Raw genomic sequence first — 11,906 nt, 5'->3', positions numbered from 1 at the left:
CGCAGGCATCAAAAGGAGGAGACATGAACGCACCCGACGAGCTCAAGGCCGAGCAGATGTCGCCCAATCTGCCGCACGAAGACGCGCCCGAGCTGACCGAAGATCAGCTCGCCGCGCGTCAGCGTGAAGTCGTGCAGGCGCTGATGGCCGTGCTGCCGACGCACTGTCTGCTCTTTCGCGACGAAGACACCGCCCCGTATGAATGCGATGGCCTCGCCGCGTACCGGCGCCTGCCGCTCGCGGTGGCGCTGCCGGAAACCGAGGCGCAGGTGCAGCGTGTCGTGCAAATCTGCGCGCGTCTTTCCATTCCGATCGTCCCGCGTGGCGCGGGCACCGGCCTCTCCGGCGGCGCGATGCCGATTCGCCACGGCATCGTGCTGTCGCTTGCGCGCTTTCGCAAGATCGTCGAAGTCGATCCATACGCGCGCACCGCGACCGTGCAGCCGGGCGTGCGCAACCTCGCCATTTCGGAAGCTGCCGCGCCCTATGGGCTGTATTACGCGCCCGATCCGTCATCGCAGATCGCGTGCACGATCGGCGGAAATGTGTCCGAGAACTCCGGCGGCGTGCACTGCCTGAAATACGGCCTCACGGTGCACAACGTCCTGCGCGTGCGCGCGGTGACGATGGAAGGCGACGTCGTCGAGTTCGGCTCGCTCGGCCCCGACGCGCCGGGCCTCGATCTGCTCGCGGTGCTGATCGGCAGCGAAGGCATGTTTGCGATCGTCACCGAGATCACCGTCAAGCTGATCCCGAAGCCGCAAACGGCGCAGGTCATCATGGCGAGTTTCGACGATGTCGTGAAAGGCGGCGACGCCGTCGCGGCGATCATCGCCGCGGGCATCATCCCGGCCGGCCTGGAAATGATGGACAAACCCGCGACGCGCGCGGTCGAAGAGTTCGTCAACGCGGGCTACGACCTCGACGCCGCCGCGATCCTGCTGTGCGAATCCGACGGCACGCACGACGAAGTCGCCGAGGAAATCGTCCGCATGACGGCGGTTTTGCGCGAGCACGGCGCGTCGCGCATCCAGATCTCGCGCTCCGAAGCCGAGCGCCTCAAGTTCTGGTCGGGCCGCAAGAACGCGTTCCCGGCGGCGGGCCGCATCTCGCCGGACTATTACTGCATGGACGGTACCGTACCGCGCCGCGCGATCGGGCCGCTGCTCAAGCGCATCGAAGAGATGGAGAAGAAGTACGCGCTGCGCTGCATCAACGTGTTCCACGCCGGCGATGGCAACATGCATCCGCTGATTCTGTTCAACGGCAACGATCTCGATGAATGGCATCGCGCCGAGGCGTTCGGCTGCGACATCCTGGAGTGTTGCGTCGAACTGGGCGGCACGGTGACGGGCGAGCACGGCGTCGGCATCGAAAAGATCAATTCGATGTGCGTGCAGTTTTCGCCGGAAGAGCGCGACGCGTTCTTCGCGGTCAAGCGCGCGTTCGATCCGCCGGGCCTGCTCAATCCCGACAAGGGTATCCCGACGCGCGCGCGCTGCGCCGAGTACGGCAAGATGCATGTCCGGGGCGGGCTGTTGCCGCATCCCGAATTGCCGCGCTTCTGAAGTCTCACGACGCGCGGCGCGCGTTGCGCTATCCACGTTTCTCCGAGTGTGGCGGGGTTAAGCGGCCGGTACAATCGATCGGACAGCCATTAGAAAGCTGAACACGGAAGTCGGATCGAAATCGACGAATGAGCGGAACATCCATGGAACAGGACGACATCGTCGCCGGCTGGTCGGAGAGGATCGCCCGGGCCACCGAAACCGGCACGCTGCTGCGCGTGCGCGGGGGTGGCACGAAAGACTGGTACGGGCAGACGCTCCAGGGAGAGATCCTCGACACGCGCGTGTATCGCGGCATCATCGCTTACGATCCGGCGGAACTCGTCATCACTGCGCGAAGCGGCACGCCGCTCGCCGAAATCGAAGCGGCACTCAGAGAGCACAACCAGATGCTGCCGTTCGAGCCGCCGCACTTCGGGCGCAACGCGACGCTGGGCGGCTGCATCGCCGCGGGGCTCGCGGGCCCGCGCCGCGCATGGACCGGCGCGCCGCGCGATTTCGTGCTCGGCGCGGTCGTCATGAACGGTCACGGGCAAGTGCTGCATTTCGGCGGACAAGTGGTGAAGAACGTCGCCGGGTATGACGTGTCGCGCCTGCTAGCGGGTTCGCTCGGCACGCTCGGGCTGATTCTCGAACTCTCGATCAAGGTGCTGCCGCGCCCCGTCGCCGAAGCCACGCTCAAGTTCGACATGCACGCCACCGACGGCGTGCGCAAGCTCAACGAATGGGGCGGCCATCCATTGCCGATCTGCGGCAGCGCGTGGCGCGACGGCACGCTTGCGCTGCGTCTCGCAGGCGCGGAAGCTGCTGTAAAGACAGCGCGCAATACGCTCGGCGGCGAGGTCGTCGATGCGGTCGAAGCCGACCGTTTCTGGATCGGCATGCGCGAGCAGACGGACCCGTTCTTCGCGGTGATCGAACCGCGCTCGGCGCTGTGGCGGCTCGCGTTGCCGTCGATCGCGGAGCCGCTGCATCTGCCGGGCGCGCAGTTGATGGAATGGGGCGGCGCGCAGCGCTGGTGGATCACCGACACCGATCCGCAAACCGTGCGCATCAGCGCGAAGCAGGCGGGCGGGCACGCGACGATATTCCGCGCAGGCTCCGCCTACGATCGCAACGCGGGCGTGTTCACGCCGCTGCCCGCGCCGCTGATGAAGATTCATCGTGGATTGAAAGCCGCATTCGATCCGGCGCGCATCTTCAACCGCGCGCGTTTGTACCCCGACTTTTAGGCGCTTCGATGCAAACCAATCTCGCCGAATTCATCCGCGGCACGGCCGATGGCGACGAAGCCGACGCCATCCTGCGCAAGTGCGTGCACTGCGGCTTCTGCACGGCGACCTGCCCGACGTATCAGATACTCGGCGACGAGCTCGACGGGCCGCGCGGGCGCATCTATCTGATGAAGCAGATGTTCGAAGGCGCGCCGGTCTCGCGCAGCACGCAACTGCATCTGGACCGCTGTCTCACGTGCCGCAATTGCGAAAGCACGTGTCCATCGGGCGTGCAGTACGGACGGCTCGTCGAGATCGGGCGCAAGATCGTCGAAGAAAAGGTCGAGCGGCCGATGCGCCAGCGCCTGCAACGGCGCCTCCTCGCGAGCTTCCTGCCGAACAGCACGCTCTTCACGCCCGCGATGAAGCTCGGGCAGCAGTTCCGCGGCATCCTGCCGCGCAAGCTGCGCGCGAAGATTCCCGTGCCCGAGCGGCCGCTCGCGGCGCCCACGAACAAGCATGAACGCAAGATGCTGATGCTCGCCGGCTGTGTGCAACCGGCGATGATGCCTAACGTCAACACCGCAACGGCCCGCGTGTTCGACGCGCTCGGCATCGAGATCGTCACGGCGCCGTCCGCGGGCTGCTGCGGCGCGATCCGCCTGCATCTCGGCTACAACGAAGACGCGCTCGACGACGTGCGCAACAACATCGACGCATGGTGGCCGTATGTGGAAAGCGGCGTCGAGGCGATCGTGATGAACGCGTCGGGCTGCGGCGCGACGGTGAAGGAGTACGCGCATCTGTTGCGCAACGATCCGGCGTACGCGGAAAAGGCGCAGAAGATCGTCGACCTGACGCGCGATCTCGCCGAAATCCTGCCGATGTACGAGGAGGAGCTCGTCGCGCTTTCGCGTCGGCGCGGCGTGCATACCGTGGCGTTCCATCCGCCGTGCACGTTGCAGCACGGACAGCAGATCCGCGGACGCGTCGAGCAATTGCTGACCGCGCTCGGGCTCGAAGTGCGCCTGCCCGCCGACAGCCACTTGTGCTGCGGATCGGCGGGGACGTATTCGGTCCTGCAGCCGAAGCTCTCGTACACGCTGCGCAATCAGAAGCTCGACCGGCTGGAGAAGCTGGAGCCGCAGATGATCGTATCGGCCAATGTCGGCTGCATCGCGCATCTGCAAAGCGGCACGTCGACGCCCGTCACGCACTGGATTCAACTGCTGGAGCATCTGCTGTACGGTTGAGCGATTCGTATAATGGCCGGATGGTTCTCATGGCTGTCTCAGGTATGTCCATCGCTCAACACCTCGAAGAAGTCCGTCGACGCATCGCGAAGGCCGCGCAAAGCGCGTCGCGCGATGCGGCGTCCATCAAGCTGCTCGCCGTGTCCAAGACCTTTCCCGCCGACGACGTGCGCGCCGCCTTCGACGCCGGCCAGCGCGCGTTCGGCGAGAACTACGTGCAGGAAGGCATCGCGAAGATCGCCGCGCTCGGTGATCTGCGCAGCGACATCGAATGGCATTTCATCGGGCCGCTGCAATCGAACAAGACGAAGCTCGTCGCCGAGCAGTTCGACTGGGTGCATTCCATCGACCGGCTCAAGATCGCGGAGCGGCTCTCCGCGCAACGTCCCGAAGGCACGCCCGCGCTCAACGTGTGCATTCAGGTCAACGTGAGCGGCGAGGCGTCGAAGAGCGGCGTCGAGCCGGATGAAGCCACCGCGCTCGCGCACGCGGTCGCCGCCCTGCCCGGCCTGCGTTTGCGCGGCCTGATGGCGATACCCGAGCCCGCCGATACCCTCGATGCGCAACGCGCGCCGCATGTCCGCCTGCGCGAGTTGATGAACACGCTACGCGCCGATGGCCTCGAACTCGACACGCTCTCGATGGGCATGTCCGCCGATCTCGAAGCCGCCGTGATCGAAGGCGCGACGATCGTGCGTATCGGCACCGCCATTTTTGGCGCGCGCACTTACACCACCTGACCTCACCTTCAACCATGAAAATTGCATTCATCGGCGGCGGCAACATGGCCGCGGCGCTCATCGGCGGTCTGATCAAGCGCGGCGTCCAGCCGTCCGACATCTACGCCGTCGACATCAACGACGAAGCGCGCGAGCGCACGGCGAAACGGTTCGGCATCGCGACCGGCGCGGCCGTCGATGCAACGCTCGCCGGTTACGACGCGATCGTGCTCGCCGTGAAGCCGCAAGTGCTCAAGAGTGTGGCCGAAGCGCTCGCGCCGCATCTGTCGAAGCAGACGATCATCAGCATCGCGGCGGGCATCCGCGCGACCGATCTTTCGCGCTGGCTGAACGGCTATACGCAGATCGTGCGCACGATGCCGAACACGCCCGCGCTGATCGGCATGGGCGTGACGGGTCTGGCCGCGCTGCCCGGCGTGAGCGACGCGGCGAAGGCGCTCAGCAGCCAGGTCCTGGAAGCGGTCGGCACGGCCGTCTGGTTCGACGACGAAGCCAAGCTCGACGCGGTCACGGCAATCTCCGGCAGCGGCCCGGCCTACGTGTTCTATTTCATCGAAGCGATGCAGGAAGCGGCCCGCCAGCTCGGCATGGACGAGGAGCAAGGCCGCGCGCTCGCGGTCGCCACGTTCACGGGTGCGGCGCAACTGGCGGCGCAATCGGGCGAGCCGGCGAGCGTGCTGCGCGAGCGCGTGACGTCGAAGGGCGGCACCACGGCGGCCGCGCTCGCCTCGTTCGATGCTCAGGGCGTGAAGGACGCGATCGTGCGCGGCGCACTGGCGGCGCAAGCGCGGGCGAAAGAGATGGGGGATGAACTGGGCGGCGCCTGATCGAGCGACGCCACCCTGAACGAGCGGCGCGCGCAAGCACGCGCGCCGCGCTCGCTCAAAGCTTCTGCACGACGAACTCGATGCCGCACTCCGCGAAGGCAGTCCGCGTCTGGTCGAAGCGCTCCATGCCGTGCATGAAGCTGTGATCCAGCAGTTCGGCCTTCTTCACGCTGACTTCGCGTTCGAAATCGCGCAGCAAATCGAGCACGTTGATCGACACAGGCGACCAGCTTTTGCGCTTGAAGAGGGTGAACGTGTGCTTGTGGTCGGTGTTGAATGTCGACGGCCATACACCTTGCTCGTACATGTCCTCGTCCGGCACGGTGATGACGAGATGGCCGCCCGGCTTGAGCACGCGCAACCAGTGGCGCAACGCGACGCGCGGGTCCATCACGTGTTCGAGGCAGTGCCCCGAATAGACGAAGTCGAAGCTGTTGTCCCGAACGTTCTCGAGGTATTGCGCGTCCCCCTGCGCCCACTCATAGACCGTCACGCTCTCGATGCGCGGAAACAACGTGCTATACAGCGCGATGCTGTCGTTGCCACCGCCGATATCGAGCCCCTTGCCCACGAGCCAGCGATTGCCGAAGCGAGCGTCGAGCAGACGGCGATTGACCGATATGCACGTCGTACCCGGAACACCCAGCGTCAGCACAAACGGCTGCGTCTGATCGCCGGGAACGACCCATTTCTTCAGCGCGTACTCGCCCCACGCACGCGGCCATAGCACCGCGTAGCCCGTATCCTCTCCATGCCAGTGCACCGTATGCGTGGACTCGAACGACGCGAGCAATTCGAGGAACGCCGCTTCCTGATCGAAGCCGTTCTCGACCCAATCCGGAAGGGTCCCTGCGTTCGTCCGGAAGTCGCGCCGGTAGATGCGCACATCGTCCAGCACGATGAGTGCGTTAGCCGTCCGGCCGCGCAGGAGTTCGAGTTCAGCGAGCAGCGGCAGGCGCTCGGTCGGAGCGTGCTCCTGGCTGATATAGCTGTTGCCGCCATAGTCCGCGCCGGGATAATGCGCGTCCAGAAAAACGAGGCAGCGTCGCCCGGCCAGTGTGTCTTCCACCGGGGCCGAGCGCAAAAAGGCAAGACTGTCAGCATTCGCCACATGGAGACGTTCGCTTTGTTCCGCCTCTGCGAAAAGCGGCTTGAAGATTTCGCAGGACAGCGCTTTGGCGAACCCGGCGGACAATGCGGCTCGGCAAGAATCGCCCTTTCCATAACCGGTTTCAATGAGATGTGTGACCCGATTCCGGGAAACGAGTGCAGCCAGATCGAAGCGAGCAAGAGAACCCATGATTCACACGCTGAAAATGAAGCAAGCGAACGATTGCCACCGCGCGGAAAACCCCGCAGTGTTCAACCGGCTTGTCGAGGGAAGGGACGGTGCGTTCGTGAGAATCACCGGGCGCCACGGGAGGCTTTGCTTTGAGCGTTCCCGGGCAACCAATCGTTTGACTGGCGCACGACGTTATCAAAACATAAGGCCGCGACGCCGCGATGTGATCAAATTTTTCGTTCTCAAACCATTTCGCAGATTGACATAAAGCAGCGAGCTATGGTTTTACGCAACGTGCGTTGTGCACGTTGCGGGCACTCGATCCACGCAAAAGGGCTCAACTCGAAATCGCGTAGTGAAGGGCGATTCCCGCGAACAGCATCCCTCCGAGCCAGTTGTTATGCTTGAACGCCGCGAAGCACGCCATCCGCTCGCGATTGCGGATCAGCCCGTAGTGATACACCGCGCAACCCGCCGCCGCGAGCCAGCCGAGCCAGTAGAGCCAGCCATATCCCAGTGCGATGCCGATGCCCACGTAGATCGCGAGCGTCACCGCGTAACACAGCATGACGGCCAGCACGTCGTATCGGCCGAACGTGAGCGCGGACGTGCGAATGCCGATCTTGATGTCGTCGTCGCGGTCGACCATCGCGTATTCGGTGTCGTACGCGACCGACCAGAACACGTTCGCCGCGAGCATGATCCACGCGAGCATCGGCACGTGGTTCTGCACGGCGGCGAAGGCCATCGGGATGCCGAAGCCGAACGCGATGCCGAGATACGCCTGCGGAATCGCGAAGAAGCGCTTGGTGAACGGATACGTGCCCGCGACGAACAGCGCGAACACCGACAACTCCTTGGTTAGCGTGTTGAGCGGCAGGATCAGCAGGAACGCGACGAGCGCGAGCGCCGCCGCGAGCGCCACCGCTTCCCATGCCTTGATCTTGCCCGACGTGATCGGCCGCTCGGCGGTGCGCTTCACGTGGCGGTCGAAATCGCGGTCGGCGTAGTCGTTGATCGCGCAGCCCGCCGAGCGCATCAGGATCGTGCCGATCGTGAAGATGACGAGCAGCATCGGCGACGGACGGCCATCGGACGCGATCCACAATGCGTTGAGCGTCGGCCATAGCAGCAACAGGCTGCCGATGGGCTTGTCGAGGCGCACGAGGCGCATGTAAAGCGGAAGACGGGCGAGCATGGCGAATGTCGAGGCAGAGAAACGCGATCCGGCTATTTTAGATCAGCGTGCCGGGACATCCTCAAAAGCAAAAACCCCGCTTGAGAGCGGGGTTTCATCGCTTCGAAACGGAAGAAGCATCAGGCCAGCATCGCGCGCAGCATCCACGCGGTCTTCTCGTGCGTCTGCATGCGTTGCGTGAGCAGGTCGGCCGTCGGCTCGTCGTTCGCGGCTTCGGTCGCCGGGAAAATCTCGCGCGCCGTGCGCACCACCGCTTCCTGACCTTCCACCAGCTGACGGATCATGTCTTCGGCAGCCGGCACGCCGTCCGCTTCCGGGATTGACGACAGCTTCGCGAATTCCTTGTAGCTGCCCGGCGCATGCACGCCCAGCGCGCGGATGCGTTCCGCGATCGAATCGACGGCGAGCGCGAGTTCGTTGTACTGCGTCTCGAACATCAGATGCAGCGTGTTGAACATCGGACCCGTGACGTTCCAGTGAAAGTTGTGCGTCTTCAGATAGAGCGTGTACGTATCGGCCAGCAGCCGGGACAGCCCGTCGGCGATCTTCTTGCGGTCTTTGTCGCTGATGCCGATGTTGACGGCAGGTGCAGTGCCTTTCTTCGCCATGATGACTCCGTGAGAGAGTGATTCGAACGTTGCGAACGCCGCGCGCATCGCCTTGCCGCGCGGCGCTTCGAGCGCTCGACAGTTTATCGTAGAGAAACAGGAAGCGCCGTATTGCTTCGCAAGTCTGTCGAACGCTTCGACGACGCTCAGGCGCCGACGACACCGCTCGCCACGACGAGTCCATAGCCCGCCGCGACGATGCCGAATGCAATCGCGACGCGCACGCCGCGCGACGCCTGACGGCTGGATGCTTCGATGTGGTCGACCGCCTGTGCGATGTGATTCAACGCTTGCGACATGATGTTTTCTCCCGGTGTATCCCAGCGCCGCCGTCACGCAGCGGCGGTATCCTTCTCGTCGACGTACTGGCCGAGCTTCGCGAGGGCGTCGATCACGCCCTGCGCGTAAGCCGCGTCGATGCGGCGGAAATGCCCGATTTGCCGCGCGACGATTTCGTTCGGCACGCCATGAATGTGCCGCGCGATGTTGCCGAAGAAGCGCTCGCGCTGCGCGTCGTCGAAGAGCCTGAACAGGGCCGCCGGCTGGCTGTAGTAGTCGTCGTCCTCGCGATGGTCGTAGCGATGCACCGTGCCGCCCGCGAGCGGCGGCTCGTTCGCGTTGGCGTCCTGCGCGAATTCGCCGTAGCGGTTCGGCTCGTAATTCACGCGCCCGCCGAGATTGCCATCGGTGCGCATTGCGCCATCGCGATGAAACGGATTGGCGATCGGCGCGCGCGGCGCATTCACCGGAATCTGGTGATGATTGATGCCGAGACGATAACGCTGCGTGTCGCCATACGAGAACAGGCGGCCCTGCAACAGGCGATCCGGCGAGAAGCCGATGCCCGGCACCACGTTCGCCGGCGAGAACGCGGCCTGCTCGACATCCGCGAAGTAATTCTGCGCGTTGCGATTCAACTCGATCACACCGACGTCGATCAGCGGATAGTCCTTGTGCGACCACACTTTGGTGATGTCGAACGGATTCACCTTCGACTTCGCCGCCTCTTCTTCCGTCATCACCTGAATGCGGAAATTCCAGCGCGGGAAGTTGCCGTTGTCGATGTTCTCCACGAGGTCACGCTGCGCGCTTTCGCGATCGTTCGCGATCACCGCCGCGGCTTCGGCATCCGTGTAATGGTCGAGCGGTTGCTGCGACTTGAAGTGGAACTTCACATAGAAGCGCTCGCCGTCCTTGTTGACGAACGAAAACGTGTGCGATCCAAAGCCGTGCATCTGCCGGTAGTTTTTCGGAATGCCACGGTCGCTCATGAGAATCGTCACCTGATGCAGCGATTCCGGGTGACGCGACCAGAAATCCCACGCCGCGACATTGCTGCGCATGTTCGTGTACGGATCGCGTTTTTGCGTGTGAATGAAGTCGGGAAACTTGAGCGGATCGCGGATGAAGAACACCGGCGTGTTGTTGCCGACGACGTCCCAGTTTCCCTCTTCCGTATAGAACTTGAGCGAGAAGCCGCGCACGTCGCGCTCGGCGTCGGCGGCGCCGCGCTCGCCCGCGACCGTCGAGAAGCGCATGAAGATCGGCGTTTCCTTGCCGATGTCGGCGAACAACTTCGCCTTCGTGTAGCGCGAGATATCGTGCGTCACGCGAAACGTGCCGAACGCGCCCGAGCCCTTCGCGTGCACGCGGCGCTCCGGAATCACTTCACGGTCGAAGTGGGCGAGTTTCTCGACGAGCCAGAAATCCTGCAGCGCGACCGGGCCGCGCGGGCCAGCGGTCTGCGAGTTCTGGTTGTCGCCGACCGGTGCGCCTGCTGCGGTCGTGAGTCGTTGAGTCGTCATCGTGATGCTCCTGCTTTTTTGGGTTGCGTGGGATGATGCGAGCCGCGCGCTTCAGGCGACGCGAGCGAAATCGGCGAGGATCGAAACCGTCATGTCGCGCAGGCTGTTCCAGCGGTCGAAGAAGGTCGTGGCGGTCATGGAATCCTCTCTCTGTCGTGATGTCGGCTGAGAACCGGCAGTGAGAGAATCCTAGCTTAGACTATCGACATTTATAATTCGATTAAATTTATCTATTCGATAGGCCGAACTTCGCGCCAGCTTTGCCTTAAGGCGTGCGCCAAACGAAAACGCCGCGCTCCGTTGCCAGAGCGCGGCGTTTTCAGGGAAAAGGTAGATCAGTTCACGGCGACAGGCATGTCGAGCTTTCTCACGCCCGGCAAATCGCAATTGGCGATCGCTTCGCAGATGGCGTCGATGGCAGGCATGCGCGTGAAACTCTTGCGCCATGCCAGCACGACGCGCCGGTCCGGCACCGGTTCATCGAACGGCACGTAGCTGAGCAGACCCGAATCGATGCCCCCCGCGTGGGGCTTCACCTCGCTCACCGACATGCGCGGCAGCACCGTAATTCCGACGCCGCTCGCGACCATATGACGGATCGTCTCCAGCGAGGAGCCTTCGAACGTCTTCTGGATGCCGTCCGCGTTCTGCGAGAAGCGCATCAATTCGGGGCATACGCCGAGCACGTGATCGCGGAAGCAGTGACCGCTGCCGAGCAGCAGCATGGTTTCCTGCTTGAGATCGTCCGGATCGATCTTCGCGCGGTTCTCCCACGCGTGTCCGGAAGGCATCGCGACGACGAACGGCTCGTCATAGAGCGCGCGCACCATCAGCCCGGTTTCGGGGAACGGCAGCGCCATGATCGCGACATCGATTTCGCCCTGCTTCAGCAACTCGATCAGCTTGAGCGTGTAGTTCTCCTGGAGCATCAGCGGCATCTGCGGGACCGACTTGATCATCTGCTTGACGAGCGTGGGCAGCAGATACGGTCCGATGGTGTAGATCACGCCGAGGCGCAACGGACCGACGAGCGGATCCTTGCCCTGCTTGGCGATTTCCTTGATGGCGAGCGTCTGTTCGAGCACGCGCTGCGCTTGCGTCACGATCTGCTCGCCGATCGGCGTCACGCTGACTTCGCTCGTGCCGCGCTCGAAGATCTGCACGTTGAGTTCGTCTTCGAGCTTCTTGATTGCCACCGACAGCGTCGGCTGGCTGACGAAGCACGCCTCGGCCGCGCGGCCGAAATGCCGCTCGCGCGCGACCGCGACGATGTACTTCAGTTCAGTGAGGGTCATTGGCGGCCAATGAAATACATTGATTCAATAGGTTTGAGTTATACACCTGCGTGCCGTCGTTCGACAACTTCTGCCGAATCGCCGGTCCGCGGCGGCTAAATAGGGACCGACATGAC

The 11,906-nt window shown here is 63.7% G+C and carries 11 protein-coding genes; 5 read left to right on the top strand and 6 right to left on the bottom strand.

Annotation, left to right across the window (positions count from 1 at the left end; genetic code table 11):
- Positions 1-23 precede the first annotated feature (23 nt).
- The 5 genes from NCT32_RS01940 (at position 24) to proC (ending at position 5,602) form a co-directional block, all read left to right on the top strand.
- The gene (locus NCT32_RS01940; RefSeq protein WP_061117780.1) at positions 24-1,568 is read left to right on the top strand and encodes an FAD-linked oxidase C-terminal domain-containing protein; all 1,545 of its coding nucleotides are present in this window, start codon (positions 24-26) and stop codon (positions 1,566-1,568) included.
- A 143-nt stretch (positions 1,569-1,711) separates the two neighbouring features.
- The gene (glcE, locus tag NCT32_RS01935) at positions 1,712-2,800 is read left to right on the top strand and encodes a glycolate oxidase subunit GlcE (protein ID WP_061117781.1); all 1,089 of its coding nucleotides are present in this window, start codon (positions 1,712-1,714) and stop codon (positions 2,798-2,800) included.
- Positions 2,801-2,808: 8 nt separating this feature from the next.
- The gene (gene glcF / locus NCT32_RS01930) at positions 2,809-4,035 is read left to right on the top strand and encodes a glycolate oxidase subunit GlcF (protein ID WP_061117782.1); all 1,227 of its coding nucleotides are present in this window, start codon (positions 2,809-2,811) and stop codon (positions 4,033-4,035) included.
- Between the two features lie 44 nt (positions 4,036-4,079).
- Positions 4,080-4,775: a YggS family pyridoxal phosphate-dependent enzyme gene (locus NCT32_RS01925; RefSeq protein ID WP_061117783.1), complete on the top strand. Its 696-nt coding sequence runs from the start codon at positions 4,080-4,082 to the stop codon at positions 4,773-4,775.
- Positions 4,776-4,789: 14 nt separating this feature from the next.
- Positions 4,790-5,602 carry a pyrroline-5-carboxylate reductase gene (gene proC, locus NCT32_RS01920; protein WP_250489864.1) on the top strand — a complete coding sequence of 271 codons (813 nt, stop codon included), beginning with the start codon at positions 4,790-4,792 and terminating at the stop codon, positions 5,600-5,602.
- 55 nt (positions 5,603-5,657) lie between these two features.
- Here proC and NCT32_RS01915 read toward each other — a convergent pair whose 3' ends face one another.
- The 6 genes from NCT32_RS01915 to NCT32_RS01890 all read right to left on the bottom strand — a co-directional run bounded on the left by NCT32_RS01915 (position 5,658) and on the right by NCT32_RS01890 (position 11,790).
- On the bottom strand, positions 5,658-6,671 hold the full coding sequence (locus tag NCT32_RS01915) for a class I SAM-dependent methyltransferase (protein WP_250489863.1): 1,014 nt from the start codon (positions 6,669-6,671) through the stop codon (positions 5,658-5,660).
- A gap of 550 nt (positions 6,672-7,221) precedes the next feature.
- Complete coding sequence (ubiA, locus tag NCT32_RS01910) at positions 7,222-8,082, bottom strand: 4-hydroxybenzoate octaprenyltransferase (RefSeq protein ID WP_061117785.1); 861 nt, start codon at positions 8,080-8,082, stop codon at positions 7,222-7,224.
- Positions 8,083-8,201: 119 nt separating this feature from the next.
- Positions 8,202-8,690: a Dps family protein gene (locus NCT32_RS01905; RefSeq protein WP_061117886.1), complete on the bottom strand. Its 489-nt coding sequence runs from the start codon at positions 8,688-8,690 to the stop codon at positions 8,202-8,204.
- Between the two features lie 146 nt (positions 8,691-8,836).
- Complete coding sequence (locus NCT32_RS01900) at positions 8,837-8,989, bottom strand: hypothetical protein (RefSeq protein WP_250489862.1); 153 nt, start codon at positions 8,987-8,989, stop codon at positions 8,837-8,839.
- A gap of 33 nt (positions 8,990-9,022) precedes the next feature.
- Positions 9,023-10,495, bottom strand: coding sequence for a catalase (locus NCT32_RS01895; protein ID WP_061117786.1), 1,473 nt, complete (start codon positions 10,493-10,495; stop codon positions 9,023-9,025).
- Positions 10,496-10,830: 335 nt separating this feature from the next.
- The gene (locus tag NCT32_RS01890) at positions 10,831-11,790 is read right to left on the bottom strand and encodes a hydrogen peroxide-inducible genes activator (RefSeq protein ID WP_061117787.1); all 960 of its coding nucleotides are present in this window, start codon (positions 11,788-11,790) and stop codon (positions 10,831-10,833) included.
- Between the last annotated feature and the right edge of the window lie 116 nt (positions 11,791-11,906).

Origin of the sequence: Caballeronia sp. INML2 (genome assembly GCF_023631365.1) — a bacterium.
Classification (GTDB): Bacteria; Pseudomonadota; Gammaproteobacteria; order Burkholderiales; family Burkholderiaceae; genus Caballeronia; species Caballeronia turbans.
This window is presented reverse-complemented; position numbering and strand designations above follow the sequence as displayed.

Bases quoted from the DNA above. Each gene is read 5' to 3' on its own strand.
- NCT32_RS01895 (WP_061117786.1), bottom strand. From the start codon at position 10,495: ATGACGACTCAACGACTCACGACCGCAGCAGGCGCACCGGTCGGCGAC.
- NCT32_RS01905 (WP_061117886.1), bottom strand. From the start codon at position 8,690: ATGGCGAAGAAAGGCACTGCACCTGCCGTCAACATCGGCATCAGCGAC.
- proC (WP_250489864.1), top strand. From the start codon at position 4,790: ATGAAAATTGCATTCATCGGCGGCGGCAACATGGCCGCGGCGCTCATC.
- NCT32_RS01940 (WP_061117780.1), top strand. From the start codon at position 24: ATGAACGCACCCGACGAGCTCAAGGCCGAGCAGATGTCGCCCAATCTG.
- glcE (WP_061117781.1), top strand. From the start codon at position 1,712: ATGGAACAGGACGACATCGTCGCCGGCTGGTCGGAGAGGATCGCCCGG.
- glcF (WP_061117782.1), top strand. From the start codon at position 2,809: ATGCAAACCAATCTCGCCGAATTCATCCGCGGCACGGCCGATGGCGAC.
- ubiA (WP_061117785.1), bottom strand. From the start codon at position 8,082: ATGCTCGCCCGTCTTCCGCTTTACATGCGCCTCGTGCGCCTCGACAAG.
- NCT32_RS01890 (WP_061117787.1), bottom strand. From the start codon at position 11,790: ATGACCCTCACTGAACTGAAGTACATCGTCGCGGTCGCGCGCGAGCGG.
- NCT32_RS01900 (WP_250489862.1), bottom strand. From the start codon at position 8,989: ATGTCGCAAGCGTTGAATCACATCGCACAGGCGGTCGACCACATCGAA.
- NCT32_RS01925 (WP_061117783.1), top strand. From the start codon at position 4,080: ATGTCCATCGCTCAACACCTCGAAGAAGTCCGTCGACGCATCGCGAAG.